The following is a 20,303-nucleotide window of genomic DNA, read 5'->3' as shown; positions in this document are numbered from 1 at the left end:
TTCCTTAATGCTTCTTTATCATCTTTTAGGTTGTCATACATTGCTTTCCGTTCCGCTAACATTTTGTTATAGACAAAGCGAACACAACCAAAGGTTTTATGCATCAACAAAGCCTGTTCCTCTGTTGGATACAATCGAAACTTATATGCCTTGTTAAGTTTCGTCACATCCAATCACCTCCCTTTCTCACCTTCATTATAGAACATAAGTTCGATAAAAACAACTCCTTTGGGATATCTCCCAACCGACATTTATCTCCCCCTTAACGTTGGACTACGGCCTTCACACGCTTGAAGAGGGAGACTTCTGTCGGAAGTTCGTTAAAATAAATGATCTCAGGGTCCCCTTCATCCAAATTTTCAATTATTCCACTTCGGATAAATTCATTTTTTTCAAAAACTTTGTGCATACTCACGTTTGAACGATTGGAAGAAGAGAATATTTTATTTGTGGGAGATATCGTCACCATATAATTTATCAGGGCACTCGCAAAACCTTTTCGTCTGTGGGAAGGTGAAACGATAATCAAGGAGATGAAAGCACATTCAAAAAAGTTAGTATCATAAATTAAGAATCCTGTGATCTCCTCTTCTTCTTTAGAGATGAGGCACTGTTCCAGTTGAATCGATTGCTGAATTATATTCCTTCTGTTTTTGCTTCCAATAACCATATTGTCTATATCAACTAGTTTATCTAAATCATCTATTTTTGCTTTTGTAATGGTAATCATTTTATCTCCTTTTATCCTCTAACATTAATTTTTCTTTATTATAACATCATTTCCCATCAAAAAAATAATCGCCCAACGTTCCGGACGACATCAACTGTGATATTTGATTTGTAGAGGGCATGATGTTGCCTTCAACAAGCTTATACACTTTAATTGCTAGTGGCAGCAGAGGTGAAATTCTTCTTCTCCCATTTTCCCAAAAAATATAGCATGAGTAAAATCAACCATGCAGCAATTTTACTAAGATTATCAGCATTTGATGTAAAGGTTATAAATAACAGCACACAGAATAAGGTGAAATAAGCGATATATCTGAAAATTTTCCGATTCTTAGATTTCCTGTATTCTGATTCGCGGCTGTCTCCAGAGTGAAATGCTCCAATGACAGAGGATACTACGAAAGAAATGACCGTTCCTGGATTGTCATTAGTCATTAAGTACATAACACCCGCAACCATTACTGAATATGCCAACGTGAAAATAAACCTTTTCAATGAAAACGTGCTTTTTCGTCTTTCAGTCCTTGAAAAATCACCATCACTTTTCTCCACAAATCTTCTAATGAAGAAGAATGTGAAATAGATAGATAAGAAAAATATAGCAGCAGATAACAATAAGTTACTATGCTCAAATTGTTCCAAGTCATACACACCTTTCTCATGATTGGTACCTTGTTTCACATTTATGTAAAATCATCTGATCAGATTCTTTTACTTCTCGAGGATACCATTAGCCGTAACTTCACTCTCATAATAACATAATATTCCATTTGTTTGATCAAGAAAATTAATAAACACTCCGTTCTTCCTGCTCTTTCATCTACTTTAACTGACACATTATCCCGTATATGAAAATAAAATGTAGGAAGACTATCTTAACTTTTGGTCATTTTTATATTTAGGGTGTGACGACATGGGCGCAATCAATGGAAAAGATTTTATTAATCGCATAGATCAGCTGGATACAGAAATCTGGTTTAACGGAGAAAAAATTAGTGGTAAGATTTCTGAGCATTTTGCCTTTAAAGGAATTATTCAGACAAAAGCTTCTCTTTATGACTTGCAGAATACCCTTGAACTAAAAGATGAAATGACTTATTTATCTCCAGAATCAGGAGAATCGGTTGGTCTATCCTACTTACAGCCAAAAACGAAGGAAGATCTCATTCGCAGACGCAAGATGATGGAACACTGGGCACGGCATACTGGCGGTATATTAGGGAGAAGCCCGGATTACTTAAACACCGTTATAATGAGTTTAGCTTCTTCCGCATCATATATAAAAGGAAAAGAAAATTGTTTCCCCGAAAATTTACAATCCTTATACGAACTAGCGAGAGAAAATGATTTATCATTCACCCATTCATTTATCGCTCCACAAGTGAATCGTTCTGAAATTTACTTAGGGCTTACTCAAGAACCAATCTCTGCCAGAATTACAGAAAAAAATGATGAGGGATTAGTCATTACGGGTGCACGTCTCCTGGCTACCCAAGGTGGCTTAACTGATGAAGTACTCGTATTCAGTTTTCCCAGATCATTACCTAATCTGGATGAAGCGTTCGCTTTTTCCATTCCTTCCGATACAAAAGGACTTCGATTTATTTGCAGGCAATCTCTTATAGGAGGGGAGTCTTCTTTTGATCATCCTCTAAGTTCACAATATGAAGAAATGGACACCATTCTTGTTTTTGATGATGTGCTGGTACCATGGGATCGTGTTTTTTATTATGAGAATGATGAAGTAGCTAACAGCTTTTTGTTTAAAAGTTCTTTTCACTCCTTTGCAACCCATCAAGTAGTGACGAGACAAATTGTGAAGACAGAATTTATTTTAGGGATTGCTGAATTGCTAATCGAAACCATTAACGTTAGTGAGTATCAGCATATTCAAGATAAAGTATCAGAAATCATTATTGGACTGGAAACGATGAGAGCCTTATTAGAAAAGTCAGAAAATGATGCCAAAATTGATGAGGGGGGATATATGCGTCCAAGTATTGTTCCGCTTCAGGTAGCGAGTAATGTGTTCCCAAATGTTTACCCACGGTTCTGCGAAATTATCCAGCAAATTGGTGCGAGTGGATTGGTAACCTTACCGACAGAAAAGGATTTCCATTCAAATATTAGAGCAGATTTAGATAGATATCTTCAAGGAGCAACCAGGACAGCTGAGGACCGTGTGAAGATTTTCCGGTTAGCGTGGGACCTGACAATGAGCAGTTTTGGCACAAGACAAACACAATATGAAAGATACTTTTTTGGTGATCCTGTCCGGTTGTCTAGCCGATTATATAATGCCTACCCAAAAGAGGAATATGTGAAAACAATCAACAAATTTTTAAATTTAAAAGTGGAAGACTAACCGTTGTATTAACCTCAAGAAGCCCGGTGTGGAAACATACTGGGCTTTCTTTCGTTAGTTCCCGCGTTTTGGACAGAAATTTTGTTTTAGTTAGCATCTCTGCTGCCACTGCTTTTCAATTCCTTTTCTCCTGTTATCACGTCGTCACTTATGAAATAGTGATAAAGTGTATCTGGTTCATCATCGAATCTCACTAACATTAAGTAATGACTTTCGAAAGTGGAGTCACTTTGTGTAATTTCCCAAGTTCTGTCTGGATAAGTTTCTGTCAGGTGAGACTCTAATAATTCAATCCTTTTAGGAACCTCCTCATAAACAATATAATATGGCCGGACTCCCCAGAAGCTGACACCAACTATTAAGACACTGAGAAAAAGAACGATGCATACGCTTAACTTAATTTTATGCTGTTTCTTTATCAGCAGGATTATCATAAACAAGATAACAACAAGCACGCCTGTTAAATAAGCAAAAAGATTCTCCAAATAATGAGTATGAGGATCGATTTTTTCATAGTAAAATCTTAAAAGAAAAAGCATACACAGTAAAAAGAGAGTAAAAACTATCGCTTTTATCTTCACCTGCTCACCTCATCTCATTCATTAACCAGACTATTAATCCTAGTTTCATAATAACATCATATGGCATTTGTTTTTCGCAAAAGCTATGTTAAAGTTTAATTTTTGTTTGTGTGAATTGCATATGTAAGTGATGTGACAATAATTCATTATTTCTTCCCTTTTCGCTCTAAAAGTATAGGTGCTATATTTAATAAAATAGAAACAATTGTCAAAAACCATAATGCCCTTTCCATGCCTGGTACTACATCCATTAAAGCTGCCCAGTCTTCTACTTCTACCCAATCAGATACAAGACTGTATTCTGCGCAAAGTGTTAATGCTGTAAATGATAAGCCCATCGCCATAGCAAGCTTATAATCCTTTCCTGCTAAATACCTGTAAAGATTTATAAATGTTGCTATTATTGCAATAACCCCTAGTAATACCCACATAACTTCCCCTCCATAATTTAAAAAAAGACTTTTATTTATCATAATTTTTCGCAATTTTTCAGAGATTAATATGTTTTACATTAGAGGCAAACATAAGCTATCTTACCAGCTATCACTTAAGGCGATCATTCTTGTTGAACAATCGCCCTGTTAATTTTTTCTTAGCAACTAGTTAATCCAGATAATATTAACCATGATAATGGTTGTTACCATCATTATCAGGCTTAGTGGCAGACCTACTTTAATATAATCAGAGAATTTATATCCGCCTGGTCCATAAACTATTAAGTTCGTCTGATAACCGATTGGTGACAGAAAACTGGCAGACGCCCCTATTGTAATTAATACAAGAAAAGCCATCGGATCAACACTTAACCGATTCGCTGCTTCGACAGCGACAGGGAACATTAATACAGCTGCCGCATTATTTGTAATCATTTCTGTAAACACGACCGTCAATACATAGAGGAAAATTAGGACACCAATCATTCCAAATGGATCTGCAAGTGATATAACTTTGTTCGCCACCCAATCAGCAGCCCCTGTTTTAAATAAGGCCTCCCCTACCCCAAACGCACTAGCAATAAGCAATAACACGTTAAATTGTATATTTTTCTTCGCCTCATCTGGTGAAATAATTTTAAATACAAAATATAAAATCACCGTCAAACTCATTGCTTTAAACATGGATAAAACGTCTAAACTAACTAATAGAATCATAGAAATTAAGGTGATAATAGAGAACCATGATTTTTTCCCATCCAATTTATTTAAAAGCGGATGATCCTCTTCTAGTTGTGTTACAACATAAAAATCATTCGTTGACGATGCCCTTTCATAAAAGTCTCCTCCTGTTAAAAGCAGAAGAGTGTCTCCGGGTTTTAACGCAATATCACCTATTTTACTAATGATTCGTTCATTATTGCGATGGACAGCAATTACTCCGGCATCAAATTTTGCACGAAATTGTGTTTCTTTAATTGTTTGATGAAGCAAGGAAGATTGATGGGAAACGACCACTTCCACTAATTGTCCTGTTCCATTATTTAATTTATCTAATGACAAATTTGTCCCCGTTTTTATTTTGAGACCTTTTTTATTTTGTAATTCCGCAATCTTATCAATAACTCCCGTGAAAATTAGATGATCATTTGATTTTATTTTCGTCGAGTTTTTCACTGGATAAATCTTTTCATTTCTCCTGACTATTTCAATTAAATAAAGTCCTTCTAAATTACGCAGACCTGCCTCTTCCACAGTTTTTCCGACATATGGATTATCTAAAAAAGGATAGTTTTCTTCGATAATCACTTCGATCAGATACTCTTTACTCTTCTCACTAAATGATTCGGTTAACCCTTTATGGTTCGGAAGAATTTTATATCCGATTGTAACAAGATAAATCAAGCCTAAAACAGAAGCTGGCAAACTGACCATTGCTAATGTAAAAAGCGAATAACCTTCCATCCCTCTGTCGAGCATTAAGCCGTGAACGACCAGATTTGTTGATGTCCCCATCAATGTCAATATGCCGCCTAAAATGGAAGCATAGGATAAGGGAATTAAAAACTTTGAAGGCGATATATTGTGCTCCTTACACCATTTTCGGATAATAGGGGTTAAGGTGACAACAATTGGTGTATTGTTTAAAAATGCGGAAAAACCTGAAATTGGCACTAAAAGTTTCAACAATGCCCGTTGCTGGGATTTTGGCTTGCCTAATACACGAGCCATGCCCCTATCGACGAGACCACTTTTCTGTATAGCGCCGGCTATAATAAATAATAAAGCAACCGTTAACATCCCCTGATTAGAAAATCCTGCAACTGCTTCCTCTGGTGTTAATATACCTGTTATAAGAAAAATCGTAAGTGTACCAAATACGATCATATCCGGTCGTGTTACTTCTTTTATTAATGCAACCATCATTAAGATGACTATTGTTAAAACAAAAATAATTTCCCAGTTCATTAACTTCAGCATCCTCCCTGAGGAGTAAATAGTCCTCCACGTTTACGTCCAATGTATTATTTCTATATTTTACTATACATTATTCCTATATGACAACTTGGTTTTAATTTTAAATTATATTCATCTATTTAGATATATGTGTAGATAGTAAAAATATTAGATTGAGAGTGGAGTACATTGAGGAAAATTACGCAAAACTGCTGCAATTTCTCTAGTAAACTCCCAACAACAAAAATACGATCGGAAACACACTAAATGAAATATTCACTATAAAATGACAGATGATAAGAGGAAACAACCGTTTTTGTTTATGAAAAATAATCCCGCTTCCAATTCCCCAAATGAAAAATGCTGCTGCAAAGACAACCGCTCCCTGGATACTTGCAGCCAACATCACGTGCTGTAAGGCAAAACCGAACGAGGGAATAAGAATACTGATCCATGGTTTATTATGTTTTTTCAGGAACTTAGCTTGGGCATAGCCTCTGTACATAAACTCTTCAATCGGTGCATTGAGAAACGGGAAGATTAGTGAAATAATTGCGGCAAACCATAAGAGCGAAACTGGGCGTTGAGCAGCATCATAGCCTGCATCACCGGCAAATACTGTTTCAAAATGATTAACAAAGTCAGCACCATACATGATGAACATTGTCGCCATAACTGTTAAAGCGAATGGAATATACAATAGGAAAAGCCACAAAAATCCCTGAAGAATATCCTTCCCTAACCGTTTCGGCTGAAAATCGGCTAAATCTTTAATCGAGCGTCCTTCTTTTTTTAATATACGGTGTAAAAGATAGAAACAAAGGATATTTACAATAGTAAAATAAATGGTCGATAGTTCAGGCTGGAAAGGGAAATTCGTTTCGTAGCCGAATCCATTTATGAATATATAAATGGTCATGAGCGCAACCAAAAGCAGCGGAATCCTTATAAAAGAGACAAACCATGCATTTTTCATGTTATGCACCTGCTTTGCGAGTAATTGAAACTAGTTCAAGCGAAAATGAGCCATTCTAATTTATGATCAATCTGTCAGTAAAATACAGACACGAGCAGATTATACAATGAATGAATGATTATTACAGACCAGAGCGAATTACTTTTCTTATAGATGAAACCAAATATCAATCCGAGCACAAAGGCGTTCATGATCGGGCTGATGATGTAAGGAAATTCAAACAACCCTTTATAAAACCAGATAGGAAAATGTATGGATGCAAAAAGCAAAGCAGTTATCGTATTAGCCAACCAGAAACGGCATGAGTGCATTAACTTTTTTAACAGAAAACCTCTGAAGACAATTTCTTCTGTAATACCAACCAATAAAATGGTGTTGAGCCAATCGGAAATGCCTAGCTTAAAGTTAACCGGGTTATTTAATATGATGAGATTCAAGATGACATAAAAGGAAATAAGGACTGCAGATGTCCAGCCTGCCCATTTTAATCCTTTCGTGATGTTGTGGCGTAATCCTAAATATGATAGCGGGTCTCTATTTTCCAGCATTTTCACTATAAGAAAGACCGGAATGATCCAAATCGTTATTTTTATTATAGCTGAGGTGATGGCTTCTGTGACAGGATCCAGCTGATCCAGATAGTGAACGAGCCATAACTCTCTTAAACACCATAACAGATAAAATGACAAAAAATATATCCAAATATAATTTCTATTTATTTTAGAAGCTATTGGTGACTCCCCCTTTTTTGCAAAATATTACTTTACTCTATTGTTAATTGGCTAAGGTATTTCATTTGAATAATCTTTCTATGGTGGGCTTCATGGCCTGCAATAACAAAAGCAGCTGCTCGTGCAGAAAGTGGATGATCATTGAATAGCCCAAGACGCAAAAATGCTTCCTCCTCTAGATTTTTTATAAGTGTGATCGTTGACTGCCTTACTGCCGTAAAATCTTCCAGTATATTCACTAAAGGCAATTTATCAAAAGAAGCTGACACTGCAAAAATGTCCCGATCATAGCCTGGTAACTCTCGCGCATCTCCTCTAGCTATGCGAAGGATCCGGTAATTCCATAAACGTTCTACATCAGCTATATGTCCTGCTACTGTTTTGATTGACCACTTTCCTTCTGCATATTTAAATTCTGCTTGTTGTTCACTAAGATCTTGTAACATTAATATTGAATTTTTTTGTTGCTCCTCTAAGATATCTACAAGATTTCCATCAGGAACCAGATGAATATATTTATCCAATGCAGGATGGTATTCGTTTGTATAAGGCTTAGTATTCATTGAGATCACTCCAATTCTATTAAGTTATTATGGCGCAGGGTATCTTATCTAAATACTTCTTTTCTCAAAACACCCACACCAAAGGAAAAAAAGCAAGCTTATTCCTGTATTATCCCGATTGACAAAAAAACTAATTCATACCTTCCGATTCACATCTTATATTGTAAAAATCCACAATCAATGGATGTGTATCTTTATCAAATATTAGCTTTTCTAATCTTCTTTTACCTAACCTTCTATCCATCATGGAATATGCCTTAATAATTATATTCTCTGAATTTATCGCTTCCTCTATCGACAATAAACCATATTCCATGAAAGGTGCATATAAATGATAACTTGCAAATATATTTTGATTGATCATTATCTCTTCGGTATCGTCTGAAGCCTTAACTTGTTCCTTTCGTTCTTCAGAGTTAAACATTACATCCCAATCCTTGTTATAAGGAATACTTTTCAGTTTCCTGTCTTGTTTCATTTGCTGGTACATTTTTTCATGCTTTACTGCATAGGTAACGTCAGAAGCGCTTAGTATTTCTTTGTTATCAAAGGTAATCCATACTTTACTTGGTCCATCATGAAATTTTCGATAAACCGTTGCATATATTTTGATCCGTCCTTTTAATTTTTCACACAAAAAACTTTCTAAAATTGATTTCGTTTTACTCCATTGCATTTAATCACCATCTCTAAAAGGAAATTTCGTTTACTTTATTATACATCTTCAGTTTTCTAGCTCTCAAATGGAGTACGTTCTTAATCGAAAAACTCCATGTATCCTTTCTCTTGCTTGTAGTAATCAAGCCTATCATGTAATGTGCCAGTATGAAATTCGAACTTGTGACCATCCGGGTCCGTAAAATAAATTGACTGTTTATCTCTATCATCTCTTAGACGGCCTGGTAAAATATTCACTTTTAATACTCTTAATTTTTTGTACATGTCATCAAACTCATCTTCTGCAATGGAAAATGCTATGTGGGTATATGAATGGTTTATTTCATTACGGGGAATATCTTTTTCCACATTTAATGCTAACCACATCCCATTTAAGTCAAAGTATGCCGTATTTCTCCCCTTTACCAACAATCTAGCATCAAAGACTTGTCGATAAAATTCAATAGAAACTTCTAAATCAGTTACGGAAAATAAGAAATGATTGATACCCTTTATCGCCATTCGATCACCTCGGAAGTAATTTATTACAAATCTCAATTTCCGGAAACATAGGGACAGTTCGTATATTTCGATAAAGTGAGACTTTGATCAGTGTGGGTTTTGGATCTTCCGTAATTACCTGTTAATTCCATTATAACTGATGAAGTGAGAATTTTGTACAGTGAGGGATTGATAGATATTAAGGTTTTAAAAAATTTGGTTCCATTCAGTTCACCTAAAAATTAGCACATGACTATTCACGAAATTTGTAGTAAAATGTGGATAGTAGCAAATAGAGGTCTTTCATGCAGGTTAAAATTGGAAGGAGGCGAGATATGATGGGAAATAATGAAGTGAATATGATTCTTCAGGCTATTAAAGAATTGTCGGATAAAGTAGATGAAAATCATGGCTCTATTAAGCAGCTATCCAAGAAAGTAGATGATAATCAGAGTTCTATTAAGCAGCTATCCAAGAAAGTAGATGATAATCAGAGTTCTATTAACCAGTTATCCAAGAAGGTAGATGCAAATCAGAGTTCTATTAACCAGCTATCCAAGAAGGTAGATGATAATCATGCTGAATTAACAAAACGGATGGATAACATGGAAGATAAGATGGACTATATTCAACACAAATTGATTGACCACGATAAAGAAATTTTTAAACTGAAACGAAAAGCACTAAATCACACTAGATAATAATCCCCGTCTATTCTTCAATAAAACTCAACAATCGATACGTTAAAATGCCATAATTATACCACGTTTACCTAATAGCGATTATAATACCATTATTATTTGTTAGAGACGGTAATTTTTCCCTCTGCATTGGAACTTAGTAAAACATTCGGTATTAATGAAACACGAAAACCATCATCGCATTTTCGATCAAATGAAATTTCTTCAACTATTTTGTCTTTAATCGCATCAGAAAATATATAAATAAGCGATTGCACCTGTTAATAGAACTAACATAAAAGGCTGTATCCAGTCTATTATGAAAGTCTGGATCTCCTTTCCCTTGTTATACCATGTTATCTAATAAAACTTTTAAGACAGGGGTTCATATACTTCTTCCCAACCTGAGTTTTCAAAATCACGGATCAATAATCTTCTCGTTTTAATATACATGAACGGATCTCCCGTCTATTTCGATTTCCCTAACTTCACCGCGTTAACAACTGCTCCAATCAACCCGGTAATAATGAATACATAGGCAACAAACAAAGGTGTGGCGGAAAGCGTTTCATTCAATAACCGGAATAAGCCAAAACTACAAATTAGAATACTGCCAATTAGTGCAGCGACAGTTCTAAAGCTCAATTTAATTCCTCCCTTGGCCAAGTTTTAATAAAATGTTCAACCTGTTTATACAATAATCAATTCCTATATTTACCTAATATACCCATTATAACATTTAATCTCCTAAAAAAAAGACCGGATCCACAATTGGTTCGAGCCATCATCAATATATAAAAACAAGACAGGCTATCATTAACAGCCTGCCTTTTTCCCCTAATCATTTTTTACTTACTGTCCTTCTTTAACCCGATTGCCTGTCCAGGTCTTGGTGAATCAGTAGCTCCGTATAATTTTCCAGTATTCGGATCAATCATAATTGCCTGAATGTCACCAATTCTGTCATCAGCTGTCTGGGTTTGGAAACTGCGGTCCAACTTATAGCCGAGTTCTTTTAATTTTTCCATCGCTTCATTATTAATTCCATCTTCCCATTCCATCGAAGTGTCCGGGTTATTAAAAATTCTCGTTTCTGCGATGGCTTCACGTAAATCCATCTTGTATTCCAGCACATGCAGAAATACTTGGACAACTGATCCAACGATCGTGGAAGCGCCTGGTGAACCTAGTGTGAAGAACGGCTTACCATCTTTAAAAACGATCGTAGGTGATTTCGAACTTACCGCAAATTTGTTAGCATTCAATTCGTTGGTTGTGCCTGGTTCCGGATTAAAGTCGGTCAAGTCATTATTGAGCATGAACCCGTAGCCTTCTACCATAATACCTGATCCGAAAATCCGCTCAATTGATGAAGTACATGCAGCAATATTGCCCCAGCGGTCAACTGCTGTGAAGTGGGTCGTATCCATCCCTTTCTTCGTATCATCTCTCTTCATTTCCCTTGACGGACCGCCTTGCTGGTATTTCCACGGATCTCCTCCCTGAATATCTTCTTTCCTGTGATCAAAGGAAAATACATTTCGTCTTTCCTCAATATAGTCAGGATGAAACAGCCCTTCCATCGGGATGTCTACCACATTCGGATCTCCTAAGTGTGTCTGCTGGTCAGCAAGTACGATTCTTAGCATTTCGGCTAGAATATGATATTTTTCCCACGAATGAATGCCATATTGCGAAATATCCATCGGCTCCAATATTTTCAAAAGCTGTGATACGGCAAAGCCGCCACCATTAGGGGGTCCAGGAAATGCTAGATCATAATCTTTGTAACTTCCCCAGAACGGTTCATCAATCGTAGCTTTGTAATTTTTTAAATCTTCTTTTGTTAAAATACCGCCCTGTTTTTCTAGCGTGGATACCATTGCATCGGCAAGTTCGCCTTCATATACTGTTTTAAAACCTTCTTCACGGATAATCTTCAATGCTTTTGCAAGGTCCTTTTGTTTTAATTTATCTCCCTCTTTTAGCGGATTTCCGTTTGGTACGAAAAGTTTCTTGGCTTCTTCTCCTAATCGGTCTTTAAAAATATCGAGCGTCCGGTCCCATAGCCGGTTAATCTCGAATTCTTCTTCCGCTAATTGTATCGCTGGATCAATTAGGCGTTCCAGCGGCATGGAACCATATGTTTCAAGCGCAAGCTCCATTGCCCTCATAATACCGGGTACCCCAACGGACAACGGACTTGTAGAACGCTCGTCAAATGGCATGATCTCTCCATTTTCATTATGGAATAAATCGGGTCTCGCCCCGGAAGGCGCCTTTGTATGTCCATTGATAACCTTTGTCTCTTTCTTTTCATTATCATAATAAACAATGAAACCGCCAGCTCCAATGCTCGTGTTCATTGCCTCTGTCGGAATTAATGCAAGCTGCATGGCTACAACTGCATCAATTGCATTCCCGCCGTCTTTCAATACTTGCTCTCCCGCTTGCGCCGCTTCTTCAATCGCACAGGAAACCATTCCATAGTCTCCCTCTGTTGTTTCTGAGTGGGAAGCTTGCTTATATGCTTTCTGGTTTTTGAATACTTCTTCTAAACTCATATGTCCTCCCTATATTTCGATAGATTTATATTTTGATTGCTTCTCTTTTACACTTACCCTATTTTTTACCGTTTCATGCAAAATAGTTTTATGGCGATCATAAGTCGATAATTTAACTGGGCGAAGGTAAGAATTTGTTCAGGAAAAGGCTAAACGTTATAGAAAGGATCTAATGTCAAGGAAAGAAGTTAAGAAAAATGACATAATTAAGGGAAATTATTACAAAACTGAGAAACTTATGATACTATTAGATTAACTAAATTTGTGATAACGTAAGATCTTCTTCAGCTAATGAAGCAGTTTGGTTCAATAAATATAAAAATCATAGGAGGTAAAAATGGAAAATAATCAGTATCTTTTCACACTGCAACTTAATGCTCGGTTACAACCTATTGACCGTGACGAGTATTTCGAGGATCCTATTAATCAAGCTTTAGAAGATAGTCAATGCGGTACCACGGACGGTGGTGGAACAATGCTACAGGAAACAGGCGAAATAGAGTCTTGCGATGTAGAAATAATTCTTAAAGATAACAAGAAGGAAAATGTTGATAAAGTCCTCCAAATTATTAATGAAATCGGCGTACCAAAGGGATCTCTTCTGCTAGGCAATGGATTCAAGCAATCTGTTGGAACGCTTGAAGGTCTGGCACTCTATTTAAATGGAACAGAATTACCAGAAGAAGTGTATGAAACTAGTGATATTAATTATGTGATTGAAAAAATTAACCAAGAACTCAACGGTATAGGACGATTTTACAGCTTTTGGGGAGGTCCAACAGATTCAGGTTTATATTTTTACGGTACTTCATTTGCAGAAATGAAGCAAAGAATGGCTGCTTTCTTAGCTGAATATCCTCTATGCCAGAAGTGTAGAGTAGAACAGATTGCGTAGACAAACAATCATCCTGTTCATCTAATGCTAGTTTAGTTTCATAAGACTATATTACCTATTAGAACTTTCATGCATTTGGAAGTTCTATTTATAATATCAACATTAAGCTTGAAGGCTGGTTTTATACATTTCTACTACTATTTAGAATCCCGGTACCACTTTCTTAGCTGGTTAATATGTGCCTGATGGTAGCGGTTATGGTCAGCCATATGCCAGATGCCCCAGCGGATTGTTGCATGTTTTTCCTTTTCATGGCCAAATGCAACCACCTTATCCAGATCTGTATCGGTTAATTGCGCACATCTCTCTTTCAACTGATTGATGACATCTTCATGATGTTCCAGGATATCCCATTAATATGGGGAAGGCGATTATCTTTATCTATCATCGGGCCATAATGATCTTGTAACAGATCAGGAAGCGGCTGACCTTTTATCCTGTATACCCAGTTGAGATCCACATACATAATATGTCTCATTAGCTGGGCTGTTGAATTAAATTGATTGCCCGGTCCTTTGTAATCTATTTCTTCCAGTGTCATACCAGTAGTAATTGATTGTAATCGCTGGCTGTTTTCTTTTACGGCGGAATATAACATGCCGACAATTGGCGCCATACCTGCCTCTCCTTTTAAATCATATAGCATCGCTGATCTCTCCCCCTCTTTCAGATAAATTTTTGCATACCTGGCCCATCTGCCGGTCTATGCTTAAAGCCAAATTTTTCATAAAAGCCTGTCTTTCCTCTGGCACAGGATAGTTGAACCCACTTTATTCCGCTTTCTTCACATTTTTCTAACAGCATGCGGAAAACCTTGCTTCCAATCCCTTTATTTTGATAGTCGGGGTGAACCATCATATCACATATAAATGTTTGATATACCCCATCAGAAATGACACGGCCAAAACCAATCAGCCTCTCGTTATGATAAACAGACAGCAAGTACCAGCTATTACTAATCGCATTCATCAGCTTATCTTCGGAAAATTTACGATGAGCATCCCAGCCTGTCGTTTTAAATAATTGATGAAAGTCTGTTTTACTTGGGATAGTATTCTTGAATTGCAGCTTCATTCCGTTCTCCCCCCTTCAAATTTTGCTCCATCAGATTTGCTATTTCTAATGAATCGTAGGCATTGCTCTTTTTTAAACGATTGATCACATTTTTCTGTCTCTCGACCGAGTGGTTCTGACTCAGCTTCCATTTTCCCTCCGCTTTATCAATTACTATTTCAAACGCTACAATTCCATTAATTAACGCGTTGATAAATTCACTTTCTAATGGAACTTCCCATGGGTCATCGATTGCAGCTTCATAGAAATTCACCGTTTTTTTGAGCATCATCAAAAGTTTTTCCTTGTTGTTAATCAGCTTTATCCTTCCGTAAACATGGACTGCTGAATAATTCCATGTGGGGGCGGCATTTTCAGCCATATACCAGGTTGGTGAAATATAAGCATGCGGACCAGAGAAAACCACAAGAACCTCTTTCTCATCTAATTTTTTCCAGTGTGGATTTGCTCTCGCCATATGGCTTAATAAAGTGAGACTTTGATCAGTGGGGGTTTTGGACCCCCACTGGTCATTAGCGAAACTTATCAGGGTGTTAGCGTCTGTTTACTCCCACTTAGCTTCTTTGTGGTACTCAAAGCTTGAAGTGGGAGTCTTAAAGACGGTTAGCACCGTGGAAACACGGCACTTCCATCTTCTTTTTCTTCCATTAGAAAGGGTAAGTGGGTGGCAGAAGGTCCAATTTCCTCCTCGGAAAATAACACACCGAAACTGTTTTGTTTGATGAAGTCATATATTTTCCCTTTTTCATTCACTTCAAATGCTTTTGGTATGTACATACAATATCCTCCCTGCTTATGAGTTTTGAATAATTATACATAATTTTGAATTATTATACAATGGCTTTTTATGAGTTTTTGCAATTTAGGTTTATTAGGGATTGTAATACTTAGTCTGTTAATATATGTTTATGATAGTTAATAATGGGATTACTTGTACTCGGAGGGGATAGGATAATGTACGGAGAAACTCTACCAAACTGGTTTTGGGCTATCTATTATTTGTTTCTGTTAACAACATTCGTCTCTGCAATTATTTCTATTACTAAAAAGAAAAGAATATATAGATCTATTTTAGCGATTCTGTTCGCTGTTATCATTCCTGTTGTTAGTGTCATTAACAGTGTTGACAGAGCAGAAAACATGAATGAATTCGAACACTTAGTCAGTCAGTTTCAGAACGGAGCCATATGGTCTGTATTTACCATAATAGGATATTTGTTTTTAATCGTTTGGTGGATGACGTTTAATAGGCGTAAAGCTGAATCGCTGCCTTAAGTATATTTTCTTCCATTTATCCCGATTTTACAGCATCAACGATTAATGAAGGAAAAGTAAGCTCATCACCTTGGTTTCTAGGATCATACTTTTTGGAGCGAAAAATGACACCATCTTGTCCGTTCCGTTCATTCTGACGAAAATCACCTTGTTCATCACAATATTCAAGCAATTTAACTTCATACCCTGCGGTTTCAAACATTTTTGTTAATGTTTGATAATTATGCACGATTTTATGGCTGGATGCGGGATACTCTATTGGCCCGGGGCCACCTACCTGAACTATTTCCTGATAGGATTCATCTGGAAAATATCCGTCTGGAACTGCACACCGGATATATCCTGAAGGCTTAAGATATTCCCAACATATTTTTGCGCCCTCCAGACCTTCCTCATATGTAAGATGCTCCCACACGTGTTCTGCTAATATTGCTGAAAGGGAACTCTTAGCAAACCTGTTTTGCCAGGTATTTTCGTCTAGTAAATTCAATTCTTCTTCCTGTGTATGAATCCATCCAGGGTTATTAACGTATTCTCCGGCTCCGATTACAATTTTTATATCCTTTATAGGTTTGTTCATTTATTACCATTCCTCCCTCGAAACACTTCTTCCACTGCCTTTGATTCATCTACCTTACTCCTTTAATCACATACTTAACAGGACAACCCCCCGACCAATGGAAGGCTCACTTTATTATACAAAAATACCTAACCATATTGCGATAGCAAGAGCGAGCAAAAGCAGCTGCTTCTCAACTGTTGTTAATTCCTCTACATCTTCTCCATTTACTCTTAAGACAATCCAGATTGCATAAACTAAGATAATCCCAACACCTGTTGCAGCAACCGGGCGAGTAAAAGCAATCCAGATGATCAGCAATCCTGCAATCATGAAGTAAAGTAAAACAGGAAATTTAGCTCCTTTCGTTCCCATACGTTCTACTGCCCATACGACAGATGTTCGTTTCATTGGTTTTGCTTTTTGGTCTGCATGTCTGTCAGGAATATGATGAACCATGACCCATCCCATGCACCAAACGGCATTAACGAACGCATTTTGCCATGCCCAAACTGGTATCGATTCTAGCAAAATCCATGGCAAGGCAATGGCTATCGCTAGCATAGTAGGAAATAAGCTAAACCATTCTCCTATAAAAGGAATATAAGCAAATTGAAATGGCTTCAAAGAATACGACACTGCACCCCATATACCAACTATGGTTAAAATGGCGAATTCAAGATAACCGAATACCGTAAAAAGAATTGCTATAAATATTAAGAAAACACTCATCAATGTTCCAATCTGCTTTAGCATGGTTAGCGTCATTGTATTCGTTTGAATCACTCTACTTCCACCAGAAAGTATGCCGGGACTATATTGATCTGTTCCCGATTGGTGGTCCGCTATATCATTTAATACATGCGTTAAAACACCATGAATCAAAATAGCACCTACCAAAAGCACGGAAGTATTTGCCACTAAGGTTAGCCATGAAATTTGATAATAGAAAATCAATGGCAGGAGCATAGATAGGATCGTTGCTACACTGGAGAATACAACGGCAACTAGACGTAATAACATACCAATTCCTTTTAGACTAAATGCTGTTTGAGCTGGAATCATAGCAAACATCCTTTTTATTTATAATTATGAGGTATAGACAACTTTTTAACAAAATAATACGCTAAGACAATCTTTGAAACTAATTTTAATATAACAACCAGTAACAGATCATGAAAAAAAATATCGTAGCACCTGGACCCATTGATGAACCAGTTGCTCCAAATCCGTAATTTCACCAGGTTTCAGCATACTTCCAGCACGGGTTGTTGTACTAGTATCCATTCCAGTATTGCCCCAACCGTTTTCTTTACATCTGGACTATCTTCGTTTCCATCTGTACTTTAACAAAGCCGTCTTTATCTTAATTTCATAATAACTCAATTCAAAGCTTTCAATCTGATAATCAGAATTGTTTGTGGTTGAAAGCACTACTTGCAATTGCCGCATACGCTCTTCTAACATAGTTTCCCCAACGTTATTCACAAGTATTATTCCTCACTTCAGTAGGTAAAAAGCATATCTGCTTATTTCAAATACGCTACCGTTTGTTTATGTAGAAATAATTATTATTTAAGTATTCGCTGAACAATTTTTGTTTTCCAAATTCCCAAACCTATGAACGCACCAATTATGTTTAGGATGAAATCATCAATATCAAAACTCCCTCTTCTTGTAACTAATTGTATTGTTTCGATAAATAATAAAACTGTAGTCATTAATACAGTGAATATCCTCAGTTTATTTGCTTTGTTAATGAAAAAAGGTAAATATATGCCCATTGGTAAAAACATAAACAAATTACCGAAGAGGTTTTTTATAGGTATATCAGCATTCATACTACCATCCAAAAATGCTTGAATATATGTACTTATTGTTTTAAATGGAACAAAATTGGAATTGAATCTTATAGTTTCTAACAACGAAAGTTCAGTAGACCACATACCACCAACTCTATTTAAGAATAAGAGAACTGCCAATACAAATGCATAAAATATAAAACTAATACTAAAGATAAACTTTATTGCCTTTTTCATTTTCTCCCCTCACCTTTCATAGCTAAACATTACTGCCACGTTTGCTCAAAATCTCTAATTCAATACTAACATAATATTCCATTTTATTGTTTCAAAAAGAAAGGCAATCAATCATCTTGAGGAAGTCGAAGCGAAAATAAAAGAAGAGAATTCGTTAATAGAAATCTTAAACAGATCTAAAGAAAGAGTTTCTGATGAAAAAAGTATTAGTTAAGACAGGAATTTATTCATTTATTATTTCTTTTATAGTGATGTTAGGTGTAATGGATGGAGATTTCTTATTCAGATTTCTTTTTCATGATTAGACGTAACTCTGTTTCAATATCAATTATTATAGTTATAATAATGTTTAAACGGTTGATGATTAAACGATCGAAGGCGTCGGAACGCTCTTGTACTTAGTGGATAGTAGGAATAGACTAAAATTTCCATATAGTCAAAAACAAAATAGATTATTATTGGAGAAAAGCTACCCAATTTTTTTCAATTGCTGGGTTCCTCCTTCTTGTAAGTCCTCTTTTGCTCCAACCACCACGGAATCCATCTTCAGCTTTACCGTGACGCTCAAAATAAATTAGACATAAGAATTATTCATTCCCTAAAGTATTTATCTGGTTTGTCCTTTACCTAACAATCCCTAACTAAATATAAAATAAACTTTACTGCCTTTTGTTGAATAAGAGCTGCCGCATTGACAATTCCTTATTGAAAATTTGCACCAGTTTGTTTAAGATGATTGTTGTTTTAATTCTTCATAATACTTTTTAGGATTAGCAATATTTTCTTCAATGAAAAATTTGGCATGTTGCTTGAACATATCTATGTAAGAATCACGGTTCATTGATAAATCCCCTAATTCATCAACACTTCCTTCTACTTGAACGGTATCTGAGCTTACATCCACAACGACAGTCATATATGTTTTATTTTTATAAGATACTGTACCAATCACTTGTTTCTTTTCTAAATCAACCAGAGTAAATTCGTGTTTAACTCCTGTTGGTTTAAAGATTGCGTATCCCACATTAGACTTAAATGTTCTTTTTGTTATAAAGAGTAAGCCAATAATTGTTAAAGAAAACAATAAAAATAAGTAAATTTTGATCTTCAATTTTTTCACCTTCAATAAATAATTTTTACTTTTTGATAATTATTTGACATTATTGCTTATTGTGCTATCCTGCCCCGTTACTTGAATAGTTCACTGCTAACATAATATTCCAAGAGGAACATTGGATTTAAAAAAGAAGGTAATCATCTTTACTGATTTCCTTCTTCAACTATTCACCCGGCATATTGAAGAATTAACTGATAAACAGCTATGCATAGTCCTAAGATACTTGCTTTTATTTTAGATGGATGACTCCTTTTGCTGCTATACAAGTAAAGCACAATTACTATAAATCCTAAAGGGAGCCATAAAACAAAGACCCCATCATCTGTACCTCGGGAATAAACTGGAGCAATGTAACAGCTAACCAGGAAGTAAAAGAAAACGGTGAAACGTCGTGTTTCTAATTGCTTACTCCATCTAATTAACATGAAAATAACAATTATTGCAATAATGCTAATATGTAATGGTGGAAGAACAATGGAAAAGTTTCCAAAATCAAATTCCATATTGTTTAACCCTCTCTTAACGTATTAATTCTCTTTTACTATCAAACATCAATGCTATTTTTACAGACAATCATTGATTGCTTTGTTAAACTCCACCGCCCACT

26 protein-coding genes and 1 pseudogene are annotated in these 20,303 nt (G+C 36.1%); 4 read left to right on the top strand and 23 right to left on the bottom strand.

The window, feature by feature from the left end:
* From BMW36_RS17790 to BMW36_RS17780, 3 genes are all read right to left on the bottom strand, one after another.
* A partial coding sequence (locus BMW36_RS17790; protein WP_175480515.1) for a helix-turn-helix domain-containing protein occupies positions 1 to 167 on the bottom strand: 167 nt, incomplete at its 3' end.
* 95 nt (positions 168 to 262) lie between these two features.
* On the bottom strand, positions 263 to 730 hold the full coding sequence (locus tag BMW36_RS17785) for a GNAT family N-acetyltransferase (protein WP_089743619.1): 468 nt from the start codon (positions 728 to 730) through the stop codon (positions 263 to 265).
* Positions 731 to 879: 149 nt separating this feature from the next.
* On the bottom strand, positions 880 to 1,371 hold the full coding sequence (locus BMW36_RS17780) for a hypothetical protein (protein ID WP_089743617.1): 492 nt from the start codon (positions 1,369 to 1,371) through the stop codon (positions 880 to 882).
* Positions 1,372 to 1,642: 271 nt separating this feature from the next.
* Between BMW36_RS17780 and hpaB the strand changes: the two genes are divergently transcribed.
* Positions 1,643 to 3,094, top strand: coding sequence for a 4-hydroxyphenylacetate 3-monooxygenase, oxygenase component (gene hpaB / locus BMW36_RS17775; RefSeq protein WP_089743615.1), 1,452 nt, complete (start codon positions 1,643 to 1,645; stop codon positions 3,092 to 3,094).
* Between the two features lie 86 nt (positions 3,095 to 3,180).
* On the opposite strand, the gene BMW36_RS17770 is transcribed toward hpaB, so the two are convergent.
* From BMW36_RS17770 to fosM, 8 genes are all read right to left on the bottom strand, one after another.
* The gene (locus BMW36_RS17770; RefSeq protein ID WP_089743613.1) at positions 3,181 to 3,675 is read right to left on the bottom strand and encodes a hypothetical protein; all 495 of its coding nucleotides are present in this window, start codon (positions 3,673 to 3,675) and stop codon (positions 3,181 to 3,183) included.
* 146 nt (positions 3,676 to 3,821) lie between these two features.
* Complete coding sequence (locus BMW36_RS17765; protein WP_089743611.1) at positions 3,822 to 4,106, bottom strand: hypothetical protein; 285 nt, start codon at positions 4,104 to 4,106, stop codon at positions 3,822 to 3,824.
* A gap of 168 nt (positions 4,107 to 4,274) precedes the next feature.
* A complete protein-coding gene (locus BMW36_RS17760) occupies positions 4,275 to 6,077 on the bottom strand; it encodes an SLC13 family permease (protein ID WP_089743609.1) in 1,803 nt (600 codons plus the stop codon).
* A 211-nt stretch (positions 6,078 to 6,288) separates the two neighbouring features.
* Entirely contained in the window at positions 6,289 to 7,041 is a 753-nt protein-coding gene (locus tag BMW36_RS17755; protein ID WP_089743606.1) for a CPBP family intramembrane glutamic endopeptidase, read from the bottom strand.
* A 74-nt stretch (positions 7,042 to 7,115) separates the two neighbouring features.
* The gene (locus BMW36_RS17750; protein WP_089743603.1) at positions 7,116 to 7,730 is read right to left on the bottom strand and encodes a CPBP family intramembrane glutamic endopeptidase; all 615 of its coding nucleotides are present in this window, start codon (positions 7,728 to 7,730) and stop codon (positions 7,116 to 7,118) included.
* 74 nt (positions 7,731 to 7,804) lie between these two features.
* Positions 7,805 to 8,335 carry a DinB family protein gene (locus tag BMW36_RS17745; RefSeq protein WP_089743602.1) on the bottom strand — a complete coding sequence of 177 codons (531 nt, stop codon included), beginning with the start codon at positions 8,333 to 8,335 and terminating at the stop codon, positions 7,805 to 7,807.
* Between the two features lie 130 nt (positions 8,336 to 8,465).
* A complete protein-coding gene (locus tag BMW36_RS17740) occupies positions 8,466 to 9,011 on the bottom strand; it encodes an SF0329 family protein (protein WP_089743599.1) in 546 nt (181 codons plus the stop codon).
* Between the two features lie 80 nt (positions 9,012 to 9,091).
* On the bottom strand, positions 9,092 to 9,514 hold the full coding sequence (fosM, locus tag BMW36_RS17735) for a FosM family fosfomycin resistance protein (RefSeq protein ID WP_089743597.1): 423 nt from the start codon (positions 9,512 to 9,514) through the stop codon (positions 9,092 to 9,094).
* 314 nt (positions 9,515 to 9,828) lie between these two features.
* Between fosM and BMW36_RS17730 the strand changes: the two genes are divergently transcribed.
* Positions 9,829 to 10,194: a hypothetical protein gene (locus tag BMW36_RS17730; protein ID WP_139180337.1), complete on the top strand. Its 366-nt coding sequence runs from the start codon at positions 9,829 to 9,831 to the stop codon at positions 10,192 to 10,194.
* A 447-nt stretch (positions 10,195 to 10,641) separates the two neighbouring features.
* On the opposite strand, the gene BMW36_RS17725 is transcribed toward BMW36_RS17730, so the two are convergent.
* A complete protein-coding gene (locus BMW36_RS17725; RefSeq protein ID WP_245711741.1) occupies positions 10,642 to 10,818 on the bottom strand; it encodes a hypothetical protein in 177 nt (58 codons plus the stop codon).
* A 203-nt stretch (positions 10,819 to 11,021) separates the two neighbouring features.
* Positions 11,022 to 12,737, bottom strand: a complete 1,716-nt coding sequence (gene ggt, locus BMW36_RS17720; RefSeq protein ID WP_089743593.1) for a gamma-glutamyltransferase — start codon at positions 12,735 to 12,737, stop codon at positions 11,022 to 11,024.
* A gap of 337 nt (positions 12,738 to 13,074) precedes the next feature.
* Here ggt and BMW36_RS17715 point away from each other — a divergent pair, with 337 nt between their 5' ends.
* Positions 13,075 to 13,632: a hypothetical protein gene (locus BMW36_RS17715; RefSeq protein ID WP_089743592.1), complete on the top strand. Its 558-nt coding sequence runs from the start codon at positions 13,075 to 13,077 to the stop codon at positions 13,630 to 13,632.
* Positions 13,633 to 13,769: 137 nt separating this feature from the next.
* Here BMW36_RS17715 and BMW36_RS17710 read toward each other — a convergent pair.
* The 4 genes and pseudogenes from BMW36_RS17710 to BMW36_RS20775 all read right to left on the bottom strand — a co-directional run bounded on the left by BMW36_RS17710 (position 13,770) and on the right by BMW36_RS20775 (position 15,483).
* Positions 13,770 to 14,278 (bottom strand): annotated as a pseudogene (locus BMW36_RS17710) (DinB family protein).
* A 20-nt stretch (positions 14,279 to 14,298) separates the two neighbouring features.
* The gene (locus BMW36_RS17705) at positions 14,299 to 14,706 is read right to left on the bottom strand and encodes a GNAT family N-acetyltransferase (protein ID WP_089743590.1); all 408 of its coding nucleotides are present in this window, start codon (positions 14,704 to 14,706) and stop codon (positions 14,299 to 14,301) included.
* Complete coding sequence (locus tag BMW36_RS20670; RefSeq protein ID WP_089743587.1) at positions 14,672 to 15,163, bottom strand: FMN-binding negative transcriptional regulator; 492 nt, start codon at positions 15,161 to 15,163, stop codon at positions 14,672 to 14,674. The genes BMW36_RS17705 and BMW36_RS20670 overlap by 35 nt, the downstream gene beginning before the upstream one ends.
* Positions 15,164 to 15,309: 146 nt before the next feature.
* Positions 15,310 to 15,483, bottom strand: a complete 174-nt coding sequence (locus tag BMW36_RS20775) for an FMN-binding negative transcriptional regulator (protein WP_089743585.1) — start codon at positions 15,481 to 15,483, stop codon at positions 15,310 to 15,312.
* A gap of 177 nt (positions 15,484 to 15,660) precedes the next feature.
* Between BMW36_RS20775 and BMW36_RS17690 the strand changes: the two genes are divergently transcribed.
* Positions 15,661 to 15,981 (top strand): hypothetical protein, encoded by a 321-nt coding sequence (locus tag BMW36_RS17690; RefSeq protein WP_089743584.1) that lies wholly within the window; start codon positions 15,661 to 15,663, stop codon positions 15,979 to 15,981.
* Between the two features lie 16 nt (positions 15,982 to 15,997).
* On the opposite strand, the gene BMW36_RS17685 is transcribed toward BMW36_RS17690, so the two are convergent.
* The 6 genes from BMW36_RS17685 to BMW36_RS17665 form a co-directional block, all read right to left on the bottom strand.
* Positions 15,998 to 16,561 carry a class I SAM-dependent methyltransferase gene (locus BMW36_RS17685; protein ID WP_089743583.1) on the bottom strand — a complete coding sequence of 188 codons (564 nt, stop codon included), beginning with the start codon at positions 16,559 to 16,561 and terminating at the stop codon, positions 15,998 to 16,000.
* Between the two features lie 114 nt (positions 16,562 to 16,675).
* Positions 16,676 to 17,605: a prenyltransferase gene (locus BMW36_RS17680; protein ID WP_089743580.1), complete on the bottom strand. Its 930-nt coding sequence runs from the start codon at positions 17,603 to 17,605 to the stop codon at positions 16,676 to 16,678.
* Between the two features lie 258 nt (positions 17,606 to 17,863).
* Complete coding sequence (locus BMW36_RS20450) at positions 17,864 to 18,028, bottom strand: hypothetical protein (protein ID WP_175480514.1); 165 nt, start codon at positions 18,026 to 18,028, stop codon at positions 17,864 to 17,866.
* 83 nt (positions 18,029 to 18,111) lie between these two features.
* On the bottom strand, positions 18,112 to 18,579 hold the full coding sequence (locus BMW36_RS17675) for a VanZ family protein (RefSeq protein ID WP_089743578.1): 468 nt from the start codon (positions 18,577 to 18,579) through the stop codon (positions 18,112 to 18,114).
* Between the two features lie 727 nt (positions 18,580 to 19,306).
* On the bottom strand, positions 19,307 to 19,690 hold the full coding sequence (locus BMW36_RS17670; RefSeq protein WP_245711740.1) for a hypothetical protein: 384 nt from the start codon (positions 19,688 to 19,690) through the stop codon (positions 19,307 to 19,309).
* 173 nt (positions 19,691 to 19,863) lie between these two features.
* On the bottom strand, positions 19,864 to 20,199 hold the full coding sequence (locus tag BMW36_RS17665) for a hypothetical protein (protein ID WP_089743576.1): 336 nt from the start codon (positions 20,197 to 20,199) through the stop codon (positions 19,864 to 19,866).
* Positions 20,200 to 20,303: the final 104 nt, after the last annotated feature.

It is taken from the genome of Gracilibacillus ureilyticus (assembly GCF_900111195.1).
Lineage (GTDB): Bacteria > Bacillota > Bacilli > Bacillales > Amphibacillaceae > Gracilibacillus > Gracilibacillus ureilyticus.
Note: the sequence above shows the minus strand (reverse complement) of the source record. Positions and strands in the feature narration are given on the sequence as shown.

Coding starts and splice junctions, on each gene's coding strand:
- BMW36_RS17685 (WP_089743583.1), bottom strand. CDS start 16,561: ATGAACAAACCTATAAAGGATATAAAAATTGTAATCGGAGCCGGAGAA.
- BMW36_RS17740 (WP_089743599.1), bottom strand. CDS start 9,011: ATGCAATGGAGTAAAACGAAATCAATTTTAGAAAGTTTTTTGTGTGAA.
- BMW36_RS17715 (WP_089743592.1), top strand. CDS start 13,075: ATGGAAAATAATCAGTATCTTTTCACACTGCAACTTAATGCTCGGTTA.
- hpaB (WP_089743615.1), top strand. CDS start 1,643: ATGGGCGCAATCAATGGAAAAGATTTTATTAATCGCATAGATCAGCTG.
- BMW36_RS17785 (WP_089743619.1), bottom strand. CDS start 730: ATGATTACCATTACAAAAGCAAAAATAGATGATTTAGATAAACTAGTT.
- BMW36_RS17730 (WP_139180337.1), top strand. CDS start 9,829: ATGATGGGAAATAATGAAGTGAATATGATTCTTCAGGCTATTAAAGAA.
- fosM (WP_089743597.1), bottom strand. CDS start 9,514: ATGGCGATAAAGGGTATCAATCATTTCTTATTTTCCGTAACTGATTTA.
- BMW36_RS17760 (WP_089743609.1), bottom strand. CDS start 6,077: ATGAACTGGGAAATTATTTTTGTTTTAACAATAGTCATCTTAATGATG.
- BMW36_RS17690 (WP_089743584.1), top strand. CDS start 15,661: ATGTACGGAGAAACTCTACCAAACTGGTTTTGGGCTATCTATTATTTG.
- BMW36_RS17745 (WP_089743602.1), bottom strand. CDS start 8,335: ATGAATACTAAGCCTTATACAAACGAATACCATCCTGCATTGGATAAA.
- BMW36_RS17680 (WP_089743580.1), bottom strand. CDS start 17,605: ATGATTCCAGCTCAAACAGCATTTAGTCTAAAAGGAATTGGTATGTTA.
- BMW36_RS17765 (WP_089743611.1), bottom strand. CDS start 4,106: ATGTGGGTATTACTAGGGGTTATTGCAATAATAGCAACATTTATAAAT.
- ggt (WP_089743593.1), bottom strand. CDS start 12,737: ATGAGTTTAGAAGAAGTATTCAAAAACCAGAAAGCATATAAGCAAGCT.
- BMW36_RS20775 (WP_089743585.1), bottom strand. CDS start 15,483: ATGTACATACCAAAAGCATTTGAAGTGAATGAAAAAGGGAAAATATAT.
- BMW36_RS17755 (WP_089743606.1), bottom strand. CDS start 7,041: ATGAAAAATGCATGGTTTGTCTCTTTTATAAGGATTCCGCTGCTTTTG.
- BMW36_RS17675 (WP_089743578.1), bottom strand. CDS start 18,579: ATGAAAAAGGCAATAAAGTTTATCTTTAGTATTAGTTTTATATTTTAT.
- BMW36_RS20670 (WP_089743587.1), bottom strand. CDS start 15,163: ATGGCGAGAGCAAATCCACACTGGAAAAAATTAGATGAGAAAGAGGTT.
- BMW36_RS17705 (WP_089743590.1), bottom strand. CDS start 14,706: ATGAAGCTGCAATTCAAGAATACTATCCCAAGTAAAACAGACTTTCAT.
- BMW36_RS17665 (WP_089743576.1), bottom strand. CDS start 20,199: ATGGAATTTGATTTTGGAAACTTTTCCATTGTTCTTCCACCATTACAT.